Origin of the sequence: Streptomyces sp. NPDC015144 (assembly GCF_043079735.1) — a bacterium.
Lineage (GTDB): Bacteria > Actinomycetota > Actinomycetes > Streptomycetales > Streptomycetaceae > Streptomyces.
Map to the genome: position 1 here is coordinate 100,279 of NZ_JBIBUU010000018.1, position 17,806 is coordinate 118,084.

Here is a 17,806-nt window from a genome sequence, read left to right on the forward strand (position 1 = left end):
CCCGCCCGTCATCCGGCAGCGGGTGTGACGGCGCGCACGTTGCGTAACCGTCTCCGCGGCGCTGCACTGGTTCCATGCTGACGCGCATCGATCACATCGGAATCGCCTGTTTCGACCTGGACCGGACCGTCGAGTTCTACCGTTCGACGTACGGCTTCGAGGTCTTCCACTCGGAGGTCAACGAGGAGCAGGGCGTACGGGAGGCCATGCTCAAGATCAACGATACGTCCGACGGGGGCGCCTCCTACCTCCAGCTCCTGGAGCCGACCAGGGAGGACTCGGCCGTGGGCAAGTGGCTGGCGAAGAACGGCGAGGGCGTCCACCACATCGCCTTCGGGACCGCGGACGTCGACGGGGACGCCGAGGCGATCCGGGGCAAGGGCGTCCGGGTCCTGTACGACGAGCCCAGGACCGGCTCGATGGGCTCCAGGATCACCTTCCTGCACCCCAAGGACTGCCACGGGGTCCTCACCGAACTGGTCACGTCCGCAGCGGAGCACTGACCTCCGGATACCTGGCCCGGTAGAGTGGGCGGTTCCGGGCCGGGGCCGGATCGGGGCCGCGCCGCGTCCTCGTCGTTTGTCTGTCACCATTCCCCGGGGGACCGCTCGCCGGCGAGCGGTGCTCATTGCGACCAGGGTTGGGGTCTTCCCTGCTCAATGGGTCATCCCCTGCTCGAACGAAGGTGAGAGCTCGGGAAGAAGTTGAGAGCTCGGGGAAGGATGGGACCGCGCAGTGCGGGGCTACGAACGCCAGGAGAGCCACCGAGCTGAAGACGACCATCTCTCGCGGTTCGAGGCCGAGATGGACCGGCTGAAGACCGACCGGGAGAAGGCCGTCCAGCACGCCGAGGACCTCGGTTACCAGGTCGAGGTCTTGCGCGCCAAGCTGCACGAGGCTCGGCGCAATCTCGCGAGCCGTCCCGCGTACGACGGCGCGGACCTCGGCTACCAGGCCGAGCAGATGCTCCGCAACGCGCAGGTCCAGGCGGACCAGCTCCGGACCGACGCGGAGCGGGAGCTGCGCGAGGCCCGGGCGCAGACGCAGCGGATCCTCCAGGAGCACGCCGAGCACCAGGCACGGCTCCAGGCCGAGCTGCACAACGAGGCCGTGCAGCGGCGCCAGCAGCTCGACCAGGAGCTGGCCGAGCGCCGTCAGACCGTCGAGTCGCACGTCAACGAGAACGTCGCCTGGGCCGAGCAGCTGCGGGCCCGTACGGAGGCCCAGGCCCGCCGGCTGATGGAGGAGTCCCGGGCGGAGGCCGAGCAGTCCCTGGCGTCGGCCCGCGCCGAGGCGGCCCGGCTCGCGGAGGAGACCCGGCAGCGGGTCGGCTCCGAGGCGCAGGCGGCCCGCGCCGAGGCCGAGACGATCCTGCTGCGCGCCCGCAAGGAGGCCGAGCGGCTCCTCGAAACCGCCTCCGCCCAGGCCCGCGAGGCCACCAGCCACGCGGAGCGGCTCCGTACGTCGACGACGGCGGAGACCGAGCAGACCCGGCAGCGGACCGCCGAGCTGGGCCGGGCGGCCGAGCAGCGCATGCAGGAGGCCGAGACCCGGCTGCGCGAGGCGCGGCTGGCGGCCGAGAAGGTCACCGCCGAGGCGAAGGAGGCCGCCGTCAAGCGGCTGGCCGCCGCCGAGTCGGAGAACGACCAGCGCACCCGTACCGCCCGGTCGGAGATCGCCCGGCTGGTCGGCGAGGCCACCAAGGAGGCCGAGGCCCTGAAGGCGGAGGCCGAGCAGGCGCTCGCCGACGCCCGCGCCGAGGCGGACCGGCTGAAGTCCGAGGCCGCCGAGAAGGCCCGTACCGCCGCCGCCGAGGATGCCGCGGCCCAGCTCGCCAAGGCCGCCCGGAGCGCCGAGGAGGTGCTGACCAAGGCGTCCGAGGACGCGCGGGCCACCACCCGCGCGGCGGGCGAGGAGGCCGAGCGGATCCGCCGCGAGGCCGAGGCCGAGGCGGACCGGCTGCGCGGCGAGGCCGCCGAGCAGGCCGACCAGCTCAAGGGCGCGGCCAAGGACGACACCAAGGAGTACCGGGCCAAGACGGTCGAGCTCCAGGAGGAGGCGCGGCGGCTGCGCGGCGAGGCCGAGCAGCTGCGCTCCGAGGCGGTCGCCGAGGGCGAGCGGATCCGCGGCGAGGCGCGCCGCGAGGCACTCCAGCAGATCGAGGAGGGCGCGAAGACCGCCGAGGAGCTGCTGGCCAAGGCGAAGGCGGACGCGGAGGAGCTGCGCTCGACGGCGGGCGCCGAGGGCGAGCGGGTCCGCGCCGAGGCGGCCGAGCGTGCCGGGGCGCTGCGCAAGCAGGCCGAGGAGGCCCTGGAGCGGGCCCGTACCGAGGCCGAGGAGGTGCGCAAGGAGGCCGAGGAGCTGGCCGCCTCGACCACCGCCGCGGCCGAGGCGGCGGCGGCCGCGCTGCGCGAGGAGACCGAGCGGGCGGTCGCGGCCCGGCAGTCGGAGGCGGCCGAGGAGCTGACCCGGCTGCGCTCCGAGGCGGAGACCAAGGTCGCCACCGCCGAGCAGACGCTCACCGACGCCCGTACCGAGGCCGAGGAGCTGCGCCGGGAGACCGGCGAGGAGACCGAGCGGCTGCGCACGGAGGCCGCCGAGCGCGCCCGTGCGCTGCGCGAGCAGGCCGAGGCGGAGGCCGAGCGGCTGCGCGACGAGGCGGCTTCGGACGCCTCGCAGGCGCGGGCGGAGGGCGAGGCCGTCGCCGTACGGCTGCGTTCGGAGGCCGCGGCGGAGGCCGAGCGGCTCAAGACCGAGGCCCAGGAGGCGGCGGACCGGCTGCGCGCCGAGGCCGCGGCCGCGGCGGAACGGGTGGGCACGGAGGCCGCCGAGGCGCTGGCCGCCGCGCAGGAGGAGGCGAACCGGCGCCGCCGGGAGGCCACCGAGACCCTGGACGCGGCGCGCGCCGAGGCGAACCAGGAGCGCGAGCGCGCCCGCGAGCAGAGCGAGGAGCTGCTGGCCTCCGCCCGCAAGCGGGTCGAGGAGGCACAGGCCGAGGCGCAGCGCCTGGTCGAGGAGGCGGACGCCCGGGCGACCGAGCTGGTCTCGACAGCGGAGCAGACCGCCCAGCAGGTAAGGGATTCGGTCAGCGGGCTCCAGGAGCAGGCCGAGGCGGAGATCGCCGGGCTGCGCTCGGCCGCCGAGCACGCCGCGGAGCGGACGAAGTCCGAGGCGCAGGAGGAGGCGGACCGGGTCCGCGCCGACGCGCACGCCGAGCGGGACCGGGCCGGTGAGGACGCGGCCCGGATCCGCGAGGAGGCGCGGGAGCAGGCCGACGCCGCGAGGGCCACGGCCGAGCGGACCGTCGCCGACGCGGTCGCCGAGTCGGAGCGGCTGCGGGCGGACACCGCCGAGTACAGCCAGCGGATGCGTACGGAGGCGTCCGACGCGCTGGCCTCGGCCGAGCAGGACGCCTCGCGGAGCCGCGCCGAGGCCCGCGAGGACGCCAACCGGATGCGTTCCGACGCCGCGACCCAGGCCGACCGGCTGGTCGGCGAGGCGACCGGCGAGGCCACCCGGCTCGTCGAGGAGGCCACGCAGCAGGCGGCCGCTCTGGTCGAGGAGGCCACCCAGCAGGCGGCCCGGCTGTCGGGCGAGGCGGCGGACGAGGCCGAGCGGATGCGGGCGGAGGCGGCGGCCACCGTCGGCTCGGCCCAGGAGCACGCGGCCCGTACCCGCGAGGAGGCCGAGCGGCTCCGAACCGAGGCGGAGGCGGCGGCCGAGCAACTGCGCACCGAGGCCCGCGAGGAGGCGGACCGGCTGCTCGACGAGGCGCGGGAGGCCGCGGCGAAGCGCCGGGCCGACGCGGCCGAGCAGGCCGACCAGCTCATCGAGAAGGCCCGCGAGGAGGCGCTGCGCGTCGCCACCGAGGCCGAGGAGCAGGCCGACACGATGGTCGGCGCGGCCCGCAAGGAGGCCGTGCGGATCACGTCGGAGGCGACCGTCGAGGGCAACTCCCTGGTGGAGCGGGCCCGTACGGACGCGGACGAGCTGCTGGTCGGCGCGCGCCGGGACGCCACGGCGATCCGCGAGCGGGCCGAGGAGCTGCGGGCCCGTCTGGAGGGCGAGATCGAGGAGCTGCACGACCGGGCCCGGCGGGAGACCGCCGAGCAGATGAAGACGGCGGGCGAGCGCGTCGACAACCTGATGAAGGCGGCGACGGAGCAGCGCGACGAGGCGGCGGCCAAGGCCAAGGAGCTGCTGGCGGACGCCAATTCGGAGGCGAGCAAGGTCCGGATCGCCGCGGTGAAGCGGGCCGAGTCGCTGCTGAAGGAGGCCGAGCAGAAGAAGGCCACGCTGGTCCGCGAGGCCGAGAAGCTGCACGCCGACGCGGAGGCCGAGGCGAAGCGGATCGTCGACGAGGGCCGGCGCGAGCTGGATCTGCTGGTGCGCCGCCGCGAGGACATCAACACCGAGATCTCCCGCGTCCAGGACGTCCTGGAGGCGCTGGAGTCCTTCGAGACCCCGGCGGGCGGCGGCAAGGGAACCGGCTCCTCCGGCGGCGTCAAGGCCGGAGCCGGTTCCTCCACTCGATCGGGTGGCAAGTCGTCGGAGAGCTGAGGGATGTTCAACTGCCCCCGGCAGGACCGTTCCGCCCTCCGGGTGGCAAGGGATGCCGGGGCCGGCCACTCAAAAGAGGTGTCATTCTCCAGATCAAAAAGGCATCCACTCGATGACACGCCGTTCAGGCCCCTAGGATTCCCCCTATAACACCTCACCGGTCTCATCCGACAGGAACCCCATGAGCGACCCTTCCTCCCCCTTCGGCTTCGAACTCGTCCGACGTGGATACGACCGCGGTCAGGTGGATGACCGCATTACCAAGCTCGTCGCCGACCGTGATAGTGCCCTGACCCGCATCACGTCTCTGGAAAAGCGCATCGAGGAGCTCCACCTCGAAACGCAGAACGCCCAGGCCCAGGTGAGCGACGCGGAGCCGTCGTACGCCGGTCTCGGTGCCCGTGTCGAGAAGATCCTCCGGCTGGCCGAGGAGGAGGCGAAGGACCTGCGTGAGGAGGCCCGTCGCGGTGCCGAGCAGCACCGCGAGCTCGCCGAGTCCGCCGCCCAGCAGGTGCGCAACGACGCCGAAACCTTCGCCGCCGAGCGCAAGGCGAAGGCCGAGGACGAGGGCGTCCGGATCGTCGAGAAGGCCAAGGGTGAGGCCGGCTCGCTGCGCGCCGAGGCGCAGAAGGACGCGGCGCAGAAGCGCGAGGAGGCGGACGCCCTCTTCGAGGAGACCCGCGCCAAGGCCGCCCAGGCCGCCGCGGACTTCGAGACCAACCTGGCCAAGCGCCGTGACCAGTCGGAGCGCGACCTCGCGTCCCGTCAGGCCAAGGCCGAGAAGCGCCTCGCCGAGATCGAGCACCGCGCCGAGCAGCTCCGCCTGGAGGCCGAGAAGCTCCGTACGGACGCCGAGCGCCGGGCCCGTCAGACGGTGGAGACCGCGCAGCGCCAGTCCGAGGACATCGTGGCCGACGCGAACGCCAAGGCCGACCGGATCCGCAGCGAATCGGAGCGCGAGCTGGCGGCGCTCACCAACCGCCGCGACTCGATCAACGCCCAGCTGACCAACGTCCGCGAGATGCTGGCCACGCTGACCGGTGCCGCGGTCGCCGCCGCAGGCGCTCCGGCCGACGACGAGCCGGTCACCCGTGGTGTCCCGGCCCAGCAGGGCCGCTGACCCTTCGGCAGCACGCCTCTCAACGCGCCCGGTTCCGCCTTTGTGGTGGCGCCGGGCGCGCGGCCGTTCTAGCGTGAACGCATGATCGAGCTCGATGGCCTCACGAAACGCTTCGGCAACAAGGTTGCCGTCGACCGACTCTCCTTCCGGGTGAAGCCCGGAATGGTGACGGGCTTTCTGGGACCCAACGGGGCGGGCAAGTCCACGACGATGCGGATGATGCTCGACCTCGACAATCCGACCAGTGGTTCGGTACGGATCGACGGCAGGCCCTACCACCAGCTCGACGAACCCCTGAAGCACATCGGGGCGCTGCTGGACGCCAAGTCGATGCACGGCGGGCGCAGCGCGTACAACAATCTGCTCTGTCTCGCGCAGAGCAACCGCATCCCGGAGGCCCGGGTGGCGCAGGTGCTGGACACCGTGGGGCTGACGGCGGTGGCGAAGAAGAAGTCGAAGGGCTTCTCGCTCGGCATGGGGCAGCGGCTCGGCATCGCGGCGGCGCTCCTCGGCGACCCGCAGGTCCTGCTCTTCGACGAACCCGTCAACGGCCTGGACCCCGAGGGCATCCACTGGATCCGCCATCTGATGAAGGCGCTCGCCGCGGAGGGCCGGACGATCTTCGTCTCCAGCCACCTCATGAGCGAGATGGCGCTCACCGCCGACCATCTGATCGTGATCGGCCAGGGGAAGCTGCTCGCGGACACGTCGATGGCCGACTTCATCCAGCAGAACTCCCGCAGTTACGTACGGCTGCGCTCGCCGGAGCCGGAGCGGCTGCGGGACGTGCTGCACGCGGAGGGGCTGGTCGTGGTCGAGACCACCGGCGGGATGCTGGAGGTCGACGGTGCCACCACCGAGGCGCTCGGTGAGCTGGCCGCACGGCACCGGATCACGCTGCACGAGCTGAGCGGCCAGCGGGCCTCGCTGGAGGACGCGTTCATGCAGATGACGGCGGGCTCCGTGGAGTACCACGCGCACGCGGACCACATGACGGCGCCACCGCCCGAGGGCCCGCAGTGGGGCGACCAGTGGAACGCGCGGACCGGTGACAGCCCGGCCGCCGACGGCAAGGAAGCGTGACGACGATGGCATCGGTACCCGCGGTCCTGACCTCCGAGTGGACCAAGATCCGTACGGTCTCGTCGACCGTCTGGACGCTGATCTCGGCGTTCGTCGTCACCGTCGCGATGGGCGCGGCGCTCTGCGCCCTGATGAACGCCCAGTTCAACGAGCTCCCGGAGCTGGAGCGGGGCACGTTCGACCCGACGCTGATCAGCTTCTCCGGCATGACCCTCGGCCAGTTGGCGATGGTCGTCTTCGGGGTGCTGGTGGTCGGTACGGAGTACAGCTCCGGCATGATCCGCACCTCGCTGGCGGCGGTGCCCCGGCGTGGCGCGTTCCTGTTCAGCAAGGTCGCGGTGGCGGGGGTGCTGGCGCTGCTGGTGGGGCTCGCGACCAGCTTCGTCTCGTTCTTCCTCGGGCAGGCGCTGCTCGGCGACCACCGCACGGACATCGGCGCGGAGCATGTGCTGCGGGCGGTGGTCGGCGGCGGGCTCTACATGGGTCTGATCGGGATCTTCTCCATGGGGGTGGCGACGATGCTCCGCAGCTCCATGCTGTCCCTCGGCATCCTGATGCCGTTCTTCTTCCTGGTGTCCCAGATCCTCTCGGTGGTCCCGGGGGCGAAGAAGGTCGCCCGCTACTTCCCGGACCAGGCGGGGTCCAAGATCATGCAGGTGGTGCCCGACGCCATGGGCAGCGCCCCGGCCCCGTACGGGCCGTGGGGCGGGTTCGGCATCCTGCTCGCCTGGGTCGCGGCCGCGCTGGTCGGCGGCTACCTGGTGCTGCGGAAGCGGGATGCCTGAGATCGTCCTGGAATCGACGCACGTGTGTAACGGCTTGGCCGGAACCGTCAGCGGCTCGTTATCCTCCTAACTCTTACGGGGGCGTACGGCCACGCGGCCGGGGCCCCGACGACAGAGTTTGAGTCGATGGGGCTGAAGCATGATCGAGGCAGTCGGCCTGACGAAGCGCTATGGCGCCAAGACGGCCGTGCACAACCTTTCCTTCCAGGTGCGGCCGGGGGCCGTCACCGGGTTCCTCGGTCCCAACGGGTCGGGCAAGTCCACCACCATGCGCATGATCCTCGGCCTGGACCGGCCGACGTCGGGCAGCGTGACGATCGGTGGACACCCCTACCGCAGCCTGCCGAACGCCCCGCGTCAGGTGGGTGCGCTGCTGGACGCGAAGGCGGTGCACGGCGGGCGCAGCGCCCGTAACCACCTGCTCTCGCTCGCCCAGCTCGCCGGAATCCCGGCCGCCCGGGTCGACGAGGTGCTCGGTGTCGTCGGGCTCCAGGACGTGGCCCGCAGGCGGTCCAGCGGCTTCTCGCTCGGCATGGGGCAGCGGCTCGGCATCGCGGCGGCGCTCCTCGGCGACCCGCAGGTCCTGCTCTTCGACGAGCCCGTCAACGGCCTGGACCCCGAGGGCATCCTCTGGGTCCGCAACCTGATGAAGATGCTGGCGGCCGAGGGCCGCACGGTCTTCGTCTCCAGCCACCTCATGAGCGAGATGGCGCTCACCGCCGACCATCTGATCGTGATCGGCCGGGGCCAGCTGCTCGCCGACATGGACGTCAAGGAGTTCATCTCGGCGAACTCGGCCGACTTCGCCCGGGTCCGGGTCGCCGACGGCCCCGCCGAGGAGCGCGAGAAGCTGATCGCCGCCCTGACCGGGGCGGGCGGGCAGGTGCTGTCGGAGCCGGACGGCGGGCTGCGGGTCACCGGGCTGCCGCTCCCCCGGATCAGCGACGTGGCGCACGGGGCGGACGTCCGGCTGTGGGAGCTGTCGCCGCACCAGGCGTCGCTGGAGGAGGCGTACATGCGGATGACCCAGTCGGTCGTCGACTACCGCTCGACGGCCGACCAGAAGGCCGGTCTCGTGCCCCCGCAGGAGCCCGGACAGCCGGGCTACGGACAGCCCGGCCACCCGGACGGCCACGGGCAGCAGCCCGTCCCCGAGGCACCGCAGCAGAACTGGTACGCCCCGCCGCCGCCCGGCCAGAACCCGTACGCGGCGCCCCCGGCCCGGCCCACCGCAGACCTGACCACGCACGACACCAGCGAGGACGCCCGATGAGCACGCCGCCGATCCCGCAGGCACCGTCCCCGCACCACGGGCAGCAGCCCGCCTTCGTCTCGCCGATCCCGGTTCGCGCGGCGACCCTCGGCGACGCGCTCGCCTCCGAGTGGACCAAGATCCGCTCGGTGCGCTCCACGATGTGGACGCTCGGGGTGATGATCGTGCTGCTCGTCGGGATCGGGGTGCTGGCCGCCGTCGCCGTGAACGCGACCGGCGCCGGCCTCGAATCGACCCCGGTGCTCAGCTTCGGCTTCTTCGGAGTGCTGCTGGGCTCGCTCTGCGTGATCACGCTCGGGGTGCTGACCATCGCGTCGGAGTACGGCACGGGCATGATCCGTACGACGCTGACGGCCTGCCCCAGCCGCGCCCGGGTCCTCGCCGCGAAGTCGATCGTCTTCTTCCTGCTGACCTTCGTGGTCACGACCGTGACCACGGCGGTGGTCGCGATGCTGCAGACCGCGATCATCGGCGGGGCGGACGCCGACGGCTCCCAGTGGCTGAGCGCGACCGTCGGGGTCGGCCTCTACATCGCGACGCTGGGGCTGCTCTCGCTCGCGGTCGGCGCCCTCGTCCGGCACTCCGCCGGGGCGATCACCATCATGATCGGTGTGGTGCTGCTGCCGCTGGTGCTGGCCATGTTCATGCTCTCGCAGTCCCTCGAGGACCTGCGGATGTGGCTCTTCGAGTACTCGATCCCCAGCCAGCTCAGCGTCCTCTACGAGACCGCGCCCACCACGTCCGGGCCGTCCGGCTGGGAGCCGGTCTGGATCATGCTCGGCGTCACGGCCGTGGCGCTGTTCTTCGCGTTCCTCTCGCTGGACCGCCGGGACGTGTGAACCGGCCTCAGTAGCGAGGCGCGTTCCGGGACCGCTGCACCTGTGTGGTGCGGCGGTCCTTCGCGTTCCAGCAGGCCTTGTGCCAGTGCCGGCGGTCGTCGATCCCCGCGTACTCGGACCAGGCCACCAGATGCGGGGTGCCGGGCGGGATCTCCTGGTCGCAGCCGGGGCAGCGGTAGCGCTTGCCCGCCGCGCTCGCCCCGCTGACCGGACGGACCGACCACTGCTCGCCCTGCCACTCCTCGGCCCGCCCGCCGCCGCCGTACCGGGCACCCGGCTCCGGCATGCTCTCGTGGGGACTCTCGCCGCCTCGGGGGCGGTTGCGGCGCGGGGACACGTGTACACCTCTCGGGGCAGTCCGGACGGGTCCCGTCCAGCGTAGGGCCATTCGGCGGACCCCGGTCCCCGCACCGCACGGCCGCCCCCACCGAAGAGGGTGAGTTACCGGAAAATCGCAACAACTTGCCCCAGGCCCGTGCCCTTGGCACGTGTCGGACGTTGTTGCTCTACAGGGGAGAGCCGCGTCGGCCGCAAGGAGGCAATAGGCGATGCGCGTGGGAACGTTCGTACTGGCGGCCCAGTTTCCGGGCCAGGGGGCGGCGGAGGCACTGCACCGCGCGGTCCGGTCCGCCGAGGTCGCGGAGGAGTCCGGGCTCGATGCGGTCTGGCTGGCGGAGCACCACTTCGTGCCGTACGGGGCCTGCCCGTCCGCCGTGACGCTGGCCGGGCTGCTGCTCGGCCGGACCCGCAGGATCCGGGTGGGCACGGCGGTGAGCGTGCTGCCGACCCAGCACCCGGTGGCGCTGGGCGAGCAGGCCGCGCTGCTCCACCTCACCAGCGGCGGCCGGTTCAGCCTCGGCGTCGGCCGGGGCGGTCCCTGGGTGGACCTGGAGGTGTTCGGCGGCGGGCTGGAGGCGTACGAGAAGGGCTTCCCGGAGTCGCTGGGGCTGCTGCTGGACTGGCTGCGCGAACCCCGGGTGGCGGGGCGCGGCGAGCGGTACGCCTTCCGCGAGGTCGCCGTGGTTCCCCGCCCCGACGAGCTCCTCGTCGGCGACGGGGCGGCGGCCTGCGACGGCCCCGAGGTGATCGTCGCGTGCACCTCGCCGGGGACGGTCCGGCTCGCCGCCGAGCGGGGTCTGCCGATGCTGCTCGGGATGCACTGCGGAGACCAGGAGAAGGCGGACATGGTCGCGCTCTGGCGCTCCACCGCGCTCGCCGCGGGCCATCCGCCCGAGCACGTCCGGTCGGCGGGGCACGTCTCCGCCGGGGTGGCCCAGATCGCCGACCGCCCCGAGGAGGCGGTGGAGACGCTGGTGAAGGCGATGCCCGGCTGGCTGCGGCAGGGGCTGGCCGCGCATGTGACGGTCGACGGCCGGCACCGGGTGATGCGTGATCCGGTCGCGTACACGGAGCTGCTGTGCGGGCTGCACCCGGTGGGCCCGCCGCGCCTCGCCGCCGACCGGCTCGCCGCCACCGCCGAGCGCACCGGCATCACCCGGTTCGCGCTGCTGACGGAGGGCTCGGGAGAGCTGGCGGGCACGGAGGAGAACGTGACGCGACTGGGCACCGAAGTGCTCCCGCTGCTCACCTGACACACCGGAGACAGGGCACGCCTTTCCCGGAGGCCGCGGTCCACCGCGGGTACGGAGCTGCCGCCCCGGAACCGGTCGCGCCACCGCGGCCCGGAACGGCAGCCGCCGTCAGCAGTCCCGCAGCTCCGGCGACTGGTTGAGCAGCTGGCCGCGCACCGAGGTGAACCGGGCCAGCCGCTCGTCGGACGAGGCGTCCAGCGGGAACACCGCCACGCGGTGGCAGTTCTGGAACGCCAGACGCACCCCGAAGTGCCGCTGGAGCGCACCCCGGATCGCGTCGCTCGCAAGGGCGCGCAGCAGCTGACCGCGCGCCTGCTCGTTGGGCGGCGGCGTCTGGTTGTCGGCGAACTCTCCGCCGTCCACCTTCAGTTGGGCCACCAACGAACTGATCATCTCCCATGCGTAGGGCAGGGAGGTCCGGACGCAGTCGACGAAGTCGGCTTCGTCGACCTCGCCTCGCTCGGCCTGTTCCAACAGCGCCGGTGAGACGTCGAGCGACATGGGGTTCTCCTCTCGCGACCCCGGCGCCGGGCCGGGGCCTTACGGGCTGGGACGGAGAGCGGCGACGCACCGTACACGCGCGACGACCTCCTGCTTCCACGGTAAGGGTGCAGTCCGGCCCGCACCAGGAGATTGGGAACACAACCGGCCATCAGCGAAGGCACCCAAAGGGGGGCAACCCCGAAGGGCCCCGCACAGCGGTGACCACAGATGCGGGTGTGACGGGGGAGAATCGCGTGGAGCCCCTCTCGTCGAGTAGCGTTGCCGACCATGCGTCTCGTCATCGCCCGCTGTTCCGTGGACTACGCCGGCCGTCTCACGGCCCACCTGCCCTCCGCTCCCCGTCTGATCCTGGTGAAGGCGGACGGGAGCGTCTCGATCCACGCCGACGACAGGGCGTACAAACCACTCAACTGGATGTCGCCGCCCTGCACCCTCAAGGAAGGCACCGGCGACAGCGCGGGTGTCTGGACCGTGGTGAACAAGGCGGGCGAGAAACTGATCATCACAATGGAGGAAGTCCTCCACGACTCGTCCCACGAACTGGGGGTGGACCCCGGTCTCATCAAGGACGGCGTGGAGGCGCACCTGCAGGAGCTGCTCGCCGACCGGATCGAGACCCTCGGCGAGGGCTACACCCTGATCCGCCGGGAGTACTTCACCGCCATCGGCCCGGTCGACATCCTGTGCCGGGACGCCGACGGCCGGACCGTGGCCGTGGAGCTGAAGCGGCGCGGCGACATCGACGGCGTGGAGCAGCTGACCCGTTATCTGGAGCTGCTCAACCGCGATCCCCATCTCGCCCCGGTGCGCGGCATCTTCGCGGCGCAGGAGATCAAGCCGCAGGCGCGGGTGCTGGCGACGGACCGCGGCATCGGCTGCGTCGTGCTCGACTACGACGCCCTGCGCGGCATCGAGGACGACAAGCTGCGTCTGTTCTGACCCTTCGGACCCGGCCGCGCTCTCCACGCCCGTTCCCTTCCGGGGCGGGCGTGGATCATCATGCCCGGATGGATCCCCGTTTCCTCGGCATACCCGAACTGACCACCGAAGCCCCGTCCGTGGCGGTCGTCGTCGACGTCATGCGCGCCTGCACCGTGGCCGCCTGGGCCTTCGCCCGGGGGGCCGAGAGGATCGTGCTCACCGGCACGCTGGACGAGGCGCTGGCGCTCAAGGCCCGCCACCCGGGCTGGGCGGCGCTCAAGGACGGCCCGCCCGCACCCGGCTTCGACCTGGTCAACTCCCCCGGACAGCTCCGCTCCGCCGACCTCGGCGGGCGGACCGTCGTGCAGAAGACCACGGCCGGGACGGTCGGTGCCCTCGCCGTGCGGGACGCGTCGCTGGTGCTGTGCGCCGGTTTCGTGGTCGCGGAGGCGACCGCCCGGGTGCTGCGGGAGCGCGCCCCTGACGAGGTCACGTACGTGGTCACCGGCGAGGACGGGCGGGCCGACGAGGACCTCGCCTGCGCCCAGTACATCGCCGGACGGGCCGCAGGGGGTTCACCGGACCCGGCCGGGTACCTCCGCCGCGCCGCCGCCTCGCGCGCCGCCGCCGAGCTGACACAGGGCGTGCGCCGGGGCAGCCACCCCGACGACGTCGCCCTCTGCCTGGAGCTCGACCGGTTCCCCTTCGCCATGGTGGCGGCGGAGGAGGACGCGCTGATGGTCCTCCGCCGGTACGACGGAAATCCCTGAGAACCGTCCCGTGGTCCCGCGTCCGCCGGGGATCGCCGGGACGGCCCTCAGACGATCTCCGGGCCGTCGTCCCCGCCCGCCGACGCCGAGGTGGACGTGGCGGAGGGGCCGCTCGCCGAGTCGGAGGTGTCCGGCTCGGTGGGGCCGGGGTCGGTGGCCGTGTCGGAGGGGGTCGGTGAGTCGGACTCCGTCTCCGTGGGGGTCGGCTTCGGTGACTTCGTCGGCTTCGGCGGCGGGGAGGACTTCGTGCCGCTCTGCGTCCCGGTCGGCCGGGGCGAGGACGGCCCGGTGCTGGAGGGGGCGTCCGACGAGGCGCTGCCGCTCGGTCCGTCCGGGTCGCCGGACGGGTCGGTGCTGCCGCTCGGGGTGGGGCCGCTGTCGGACGGGCCGGGCGTCATGCCGTTGTCCGACCGCGGGCCGCCGGGCGTGGAGCCGTCCGCCGGGCCGTCGGCCGGGCTCTCGTCCTCGTCCTCCTCCTGGCCCTGCGTCTGCTCGGTCACGATGTCCTTGTGGCCCGGTACGTCGTCGTCGCCGGAGGTCAGGCCCAGCGTCACCACGGTGCCGAGCACCCCGGTCAGCAGGATGCCCGCGAGGGTGGCGACCAGGTTGCGGCGGGCTCCGGCGAGCAGCGCCGAGCCGCCCCGAGCGGCCCCGGCTGGGGCCTTGGGGGTGCCGCCGTGCTGCGGCAGGGCGGCGGTGGTCCCGTACGGGCCGGGCGCGGGCCGCGACGCCACCGGCACCGCGCGGGTGACCGGTTCGTCCGTGCGGGGGGTGAGGGCGGGCAGCGGGGCCGTGACGGCGGCCGGGAGCTCCCCCTCCGGCGGGGCGAGGCTCGCCGGCAGCGCGCCGCCGGCCCGGTCCGCGACCAGGGCGAGGGCGCGGCGCCCGGCGACGGCGCCGGACTTGTCGGCCAGCGCCCCGCGCATGCCGATCGAGGTCTCCAGCTCGGCCCTGGCCCGGTCCGGGTTGCCGGTGAGGAGGGCGAGCACGCCCAGTTCGTGGTGGAGGTACGCCTCCTCGGCGACCTCCCCGGCGATCCGGGCGGCCTCCTGACCGATCCGCAGCGCCCGCTCCCAGGCGCCCCAGTGCAGCCCCGCCGCGAAGGCCGGGGCGGCGCTGCGGGCCAGCAGCACGGCCACGCTGGCCTGTCCGGCGCCGTCGCCGGGGACCAGTTGGGCCATCGCGGCGAGGACCGCGTCGCCCTCGGCCGTCACCCGCTCGGGGGTGACCGAGGGGTGCCCGGCCCACCAGGCGTAGTGCTGGGCCGCGGTCCGGGCGCGCTCGGTGGCGCCCTCGCCGTATCCGGCGGCCTCCAGCTGGGTCACCACCCCGGCGGCCAGCCGGTAGCGGGATCCGGCCGGGGAGAGCAGCCCGCAGCCGGCCAGCTCGCCGAGCGCGGCATCCGCGTGGGTGTCCCCGACGAGTGCCGGGAGATGCGCCTGGTGCGGCACCTCGCCGCCGAGCGCCACCGCGAAGCGCAGGGTCTCGCGGGCGGCCTCGCTGAGCCGGGAGGCGAGCAGGGCGGCCGGGGCCGCCCCCTCCCCCAGGCTGGGCAGCGGTACGTGGACGCCGTCGACGGCCGGGTCGTGGCCGAACGGGACGTCCTGCGCCGGGCCGTCCTCGGTGTCGTACGCCCCTGCGTCGGCGCGCAGCAGGTCGCGCTGGCGCAGCAGGGCCGCGGCCTGGACGAAGCGGAGCGGCAGCCCCTCGGACTCGAACCGGAGGTCGCCCGCCCAGTTCCGTTCCTCCTCGGTGAGCGGGCGCTCGACGGCCCGCTCCAGCAGGTCGAGGCAGGCGCCGCGGCCGAGGCCCGCGAGGAAGACCTCTTCGAGCTGGGAGTCCGTGGTGGGCGCGGCGACGTCGGGCACCGTCGCGAACAGGAAGGCGCACTCCGGGGTGGCGTCGAGCAGCTCCTCCAGGGCCGTGCCGCCGAACTCCAGGTCGTCGAGGACGACGACGGCGCCGATGCGGCGGACCGCGTCGAGCAGCTGGGCCCGGTCGGGGCGGTGGTCCGGTGCGTCGTGGACCGCCTCGAAGAGGCCGTACAGGAGGTCGGCGGCGGTGCGCTTGTAGCCGCTGAGGCGTACGACGCCGTCGGGGGCGAGTCCGGCGCAGTCGGCCGCCACGGCGTCCAGCAGGGCCGTACGGCCGGAGCCGCCGGGTCCGGTGAGCCGTACCGAGCGGCCCTGGGTGAGCAGCCGGACGAGCCGCTCGCGCTCCCGGGTGCGCTCCAGGAGGGGGAGCTGCGGGGCGGGCGGGCCCGGGGGCACGGGCGGCGCGGCGGCGCGCTCCCGGCCGGCGCGGCCGGCCTCGGTGCGCCGGGCGGGCGGGCCGGGGTGTTCACCGGGCGGGCAGAGCTCGATCTCGCTGCCGTCGACCGGGTTGACGGTGAGGAGGTAGTCGCCCGATATGAGCCGCACGGTCCGGGCCTGCGGCGGCGCGGGCCGCCCGGGGTCCGGGGTCAGCTGGCCGCGGACCGGCCGGCGGGGCCCGGCGGCCGTACCGGGGCCGTCGTCGTCCCGGCCGTACAGTTCCGGTCCCCGGTGTGTCGAATCCATCGACGAAAGCCCCCAGACGCGTCGCGCACGATTGCCCCTCCCGGCCTCACACGCCCCGCAGTCGCTTCTGGTCCGGTGTCCGCCCGGTGGGTTCCCGTCAATCGGCGGACGGGCCGAACCCTAATCCGTCGTGCGGTGTCCCCGCACAGCCGGGGGGTCGTGCCGCCCGAAGCGGCTCGCTCTCGCACGGATTGCGCGGATCTGTCCGTGGTGAGCGTCCATGGTCCGGGCCGGGCGGGTGGTTCTACACCCGGGGCAGCGAGTCGGCGGCGATTCCGCCCTCGATGGCCAGAATGCGGTGCAGCCGGGTCGCCACCAGGAGACGCTGCATCTGCGGCGGCACTCCGCGGAGCACCAGCCGTCGGCCGGCCCGGCCGGCCCGGCGGTGGGCGCCCATGATGACGCCGAGTCCGGTGGCGTCCCAGGAGTCCAGCTCGGTCAGGTCGAGCACGAGGTCGCCGACCCCGTCGTCGAGGGCGGAGTGCAGGGCCGTACGGGCGTCCGCCGCGCTTCGGACGTCGAGGCGGCCCCCGACGACCAGTTCGGCGTGGTCGCCCCTGATGTGCATATGCGCTCCCCTGGAATGCCCCGTTGCAAGGTTCGTCTGTCTGTTCTGTCTCTGCCACAACTGACTCCGGCGGAGACAGGGAAGTTTCCGTCTGTAAGCGAACCGATACCGAATTCACCCCGTCGAGTGACCGAGGTGTGGCGAAGGCCGGATCGGGCCCACGGTTCCCGGGGCCGGCGCCCCGGGTCCCCGGGCGCCGGCCGACGGAGGACCGGCCCCCGGAGGACCGGGAACGATCAGTACGTGTAGAAGCCCTGCCCGCTCTTGCGGCCGATGTCACCTGCGTCCACCATCCGGCGCATCAGCTCCGGGGCGGCGAACTTCTCGTCCTGCGACTCCGTGTAGATGTTGCCGGTGGCGTGCAGCAGGATGTCGACGCCGGTCAGGTCCGCGGTGGCGAGCGGGCCCATGGCGTGGCCGAAACCGAGCTTGCAGGCGATGTCGATGTCCTCGGCCGAGGCGACGCCCGACTCGTACAGCTTGGCGGCCTCGACGACCAGGGCCGAGATCAGCCGGGTGGTGACGAAGCCGGCCACGTCGCGGTTGACGACGATGCAGGTCTTGCCGACGGACTCGGCGAACTCGCGCGCGGTGGCGAGGGTTTCGTCGCTGGTCTTGTAGCCGCGGACCAGCTCGCAGAGCTGCATCATCGGGACCGGCGAGAAGAAGTGCACACCGACGACGCGCTCGGGGCGCTCCGTCACGGCCGCGATCTTGGTGATCGGGATGGCGGAGGTGTTGGAGGCGAGGACCGCGTCCTCCCGGACGATCTTGTCGAGGGAGCGGAAGATCTCGTGCTTGACCTCCAGCTTCTCGAAGACGGCCTCGACGACGACGTCCGCGTCGGCGACCGCGTCGAGGTCGGTGGTGGTCGTGATGCGGGCGAGGGCGGCCTCGGCGTCGGCCGCGTCCAGCTTGCCCTTGGAGACGAACTTGGCGTACGACGCCTCGATGCCGCCACGTCCGCGGGCCAGTGCCTCGTCGGTGACGTCGCGCAGCACCACGTCCCAGCCCGCCTGGGCGGACACCTGCGCGATACCGGACCCCATGAGTCCGGCTCCGATGACGGCGAGCTTCCTGGCCACGTATGCACCCCTTGGTTCAGTGTTTCGCGCGCGCGGCTGGTCCCCGCACGGCCTGTCCTCACGCTTGTTCACATGCCCTCCGGCGGAGATTAGTACCCGGGAAGGGCCCTGGGGCCGTGAAGAGATGCGCGTCACGTCTCACATGACG

General features: G+C 73.2%; 15 protein-coding genes. 10 read left to right on the forward strand and 5 right to left on the reverse strand.

Going from position 1 to position 17,806, the window contains the following annotated elements; genetic code table 11:
- Positions 1-74 precede the first annotated feature (74 nt).
- The 7 genes from mce to ACF08W_RS26970 all read left to right on the forward strand — a co-directional run bounded on the left by mce (position 75) and on the right by ACF08W_RS26970 (position 9,660).
- Positions 75-503 carry a methylmalonyl-CoA epimerase gene (gene mce, locus ACF08W_RS26940; RefSeq protein WP_352277228.1) on the forward strand — a complete coding sequence of 143 codons (429 nt, stop codon included), beginning with the start codon at positions 75-77 and terminating at the stop codon, positions 501-503.
- A gap of 232 nt (positions 504-735) precedes the next feature.
- Entirely contained in the window at positions 736-4,560 is a 3,825-nt protein-coding gene (gene scy / locus ACF08W_RS26945; protein ID WP_392280789.1) for a polarized growth protein Scy, read from the forward strand.
- A 181-nt stretch (positions 4,561-4,741) separates the two neighbouring features.
- Positions 4,742-5,680, forward strand: a complete 939-nt coding sequence (locus ACF08W_RS26950; protein WP_352277224.1) for a cellulose-binding protein — start codon at positions 4,742-4,744, stop codon at positions 5,678-5,680.
- A gap of 81 nt (positions 5,681-5,761) precedes the next feature.
- A complete protein-coding gene (locus tag ACF08W_RS26955) occupies positions 5,762-6,763 on the forward strand; it encodes an ABC transporter ATP-binding protein (RefSeq protein ID WP_385215144.1) in 1,002 nt (333 codons plus the stop codon).
- A 5-nt stretch (positions 6,764-6,768) separates the two neighbouring features.
- Positions 6,769-7,548, forward strand: coding sequence for an ABC transporter permease (locus ACF08W_RS26960; RefSeq protein WP_385215141.1), 780 nt, complete (start codon positions 6,769-6,771; stop codon positions 7,546-7,548).
- 139 nt (positions 7,549-7,687) lie between these two features.
- Complete coding sequence (locus tag ACF08W_RS26965; RefSeq protein ID WP_392280790.1) at positions 7,688-8,821, forward strand: ATP-binding cassette domain-containing protein; 1,134 nt, start codon at positions 7,688-7,690, stop codon at positions 8,819-8,821.
- Positions 8,818-9,660, forward strand: coding sequence for an ABC transporter permease subunit (locus tag ACF08W_RS26970; RefSeq protein WP_385215135.1), 843 nt, complete (start codon positions 8,818-8,820; stop codon positions 9,658-9,660). The genes ACF08W_RS26965 and ACF08W_RS26970 overlap by 4 nt, the downstream gene beginning before the upstream one ends.
- Positions 9,661-9,667: 7 nt before the next feature.
- On the opposite strand, the gene ACF08W_RS26975 is transcribed toward ACF08W_RS26970, so the two are convergent.
- Complete coding sequence (locus tag ACF08W_RS26975; protein WP_352277215.1) at positions 9,668-9,997, reverse strand: ATP/GTP-binding protein; 330 nt, start codon at positions 9,995-9,997, stop codon at positions 9,668-9,670.
- 211 nt (positions 9,998-10,208) lie between these two features.
- Here ACF08W_RS26975 and ACF08W_RS26980 point away from each other — a divergent pair, with 211 nt between their 5' ends.
- Positions 10,209-11,252, forward strand: coding sequence for an LLM class flavin-dependent oxidoreductase (locus ACF08W_RS26980; RefSeq protein WP_392280791.1), 1,044 nt, complete (start codon positions 10,209-10,211; stop codon positions 11,250-11,252).
- 108 nt (positions 11,253-11,360) lie between these two features.
- On the opposite strand, the gene ACF08W_RS26985 is transcribed toward ACF08W_RS26980, so the two are convergent.
- Positions 11,361-11,753, reverse strand: a complete 393-nt coding sequence (locus ACF08W_RS26985; protein WP_352277212.1) for an SCO5389 family protein — start codon at positions 11,751-11,753, stop codon at positions 11,361-11,363.
- Positions 11,754-12,023: 270 nt separating this feature from the next.
- Here ACF08W_RS26985 and nucS point away from each other — a divergent pair, with 270 nt between their 5' ends.
- Together nucS and ACF08W_RS26995 are read left to right on the forward strand one after the other, a co-directional pair.
- Positions 12,024-12,695, forward strand: a complete 672-nt coding sequence (gene nucS, locus ACF08W_RS26990) for an endonuclease NucS (protein ID WP_352277210.1) — start codon at positions 12,024-12,026, stop codon at positions 12,693-12,695.
- Between the two features lie 68 nt (positions 12,696-12,763).
- Positions 12,764-13,447: a 2-phosphosulfolactate phosphatase gene (locus tag ACF08W_RS26995; RefSeq protein ID WP_385215128.1), complete on the forward strand. Its 684-nt coding sequence runs from the start codon at positions 12,764-12,766 to the stop codon at positions 13,445-13,447.
- Between the two features lie 47 nt (positions 13,448-13,494).
- Here the strand turns inward: ACF08W_RS26995 and ACF08W_RS27000 are convergent, their stop codons facing one another.
- The 3 genes from ACF08W_RS27000 to ACF08W_RS27010 all read right to left on the reverse strand — a co-directional run bounded on the left by ACF08W_RS27000 (position 13,495) and on the right by ACF08W_RS27010 (position 17,658).
- Positions 13,495-16,005 (reverse strand): ATP-binding protein, encoded by a 2,511-nt coding sequence (locus ACF08W_RS27000; RefSeq protein ID WP_392280792.1) that lies wholly within the window; start codon positions 16,003-16,005, stop codon positions 13,495-13,497.
- 244 nt (positions 16,006-16,249) lie between these two features.
- A complete protein-coding gene (locus ACF08W_RS27005) occupies positions 16,250-16,573 on the reverse strand; it encodes an STAS domain-containing protein (protein ID WP_072486732.1) in 324 nt (107 codons plus the stop codon).
- Between the two features lie 236 nt (positions 16,574-16,809).
- Complete coding sequence (locus tag ACF08W_RS27010; RefSeq protein ID WP_366297415.1) at positions 16,810-17,658, reverse strand: 3-hydroxyacyl-CoA dehydrogenase family protein; 849 nt, start codon at positions 17,656-17,658, stop codon at positions 16,810-16,812.
- Between the last annotated feature and the right edge of the window lie 148 nt (positions 17,659-17,806).

Coding starts and splice junctions, on each gene's coding strand:
- mce (WP_352277228.1), top strand. CDS start 75: ATGCTGACGCGCATCGATCACATCGGAATCGCCTGTTTCGACCTGGAC.
- ACF08W_RS26950 (WP_352277224.1), top strand. CDS start 4,742: ATGAGCGACCCTTCCTCCCCCTTCGGCTTCGAACTCGTCCGACGTGGA.
- ACF08W_RS26955 (WP_385215144.1), top strand. CDS start 5,762: ATGATCGAGCTCGATGGCCTCACGAAACGCTTCGGCAACAAGGTTGCC.
- ACF08W_RS26960 (WP_385215141.1), top strand. CDS start 6,769: ATGGCATCGGTACCCGCGGTCCTGACCTCCGAGTGGACCAAGATCCGT.
- ACF08W_RS26965 (WP_392280790.1), top strand. CDS start 7,688: ATGATCGAGGCAGTCGGCCTGACGAAGCGCTATGGCGCCAAGACGGCC.
- ACF08W_RS26970 (WP_385215135.1), top strand. CDS start 8,818: ATGAGCACGCCGCCGATCCCGCAGGCACCGTCCCCGCACCACGGGCAG.
- ACF08W_RS26980 (WP_392280791.1), top strand. CDS start 10,209: ATGCGCGTGGGAACGTTCGTACTGGCGGCCCAGTTTCCGGGCCAGGGG.
- ACF08W_RS26985 (WP_352277212.1), bottom strand. CDS start 11,753: ATGTCGCTCGACGTCTCACCGGCGCTGTTGGAACAGGCCGAGCGAGGC.
- nucS (WP_352277210.1), top strand. CDS start 12,024: ATGCGTCTCGTCATCGCCCGCTGTTCCGTGGACTACGCCGGCCGTCTC.
- ACF08W_RS26995 (WP_385215128.1), top strand. CDS start 12,764: ATGGATCCCCGTTTCCTCGGCATACCCGAACTGACCACCGAAGCCCCG.
- ACF08W_RS27000 (WP_392280792.1), bottom strand. CDS start 16,005: ATGGATTCGACACACCGGGGACCGGAACTGTACGGCCGGGACGACGAC.
- ACF08W_RS27005 (WP_072486732.1), bottom strand. CDS start 16,573: ATGCACATCAGGGGCGACCACGCCGAACTGGTCGTCGGGGGCCGCCTC.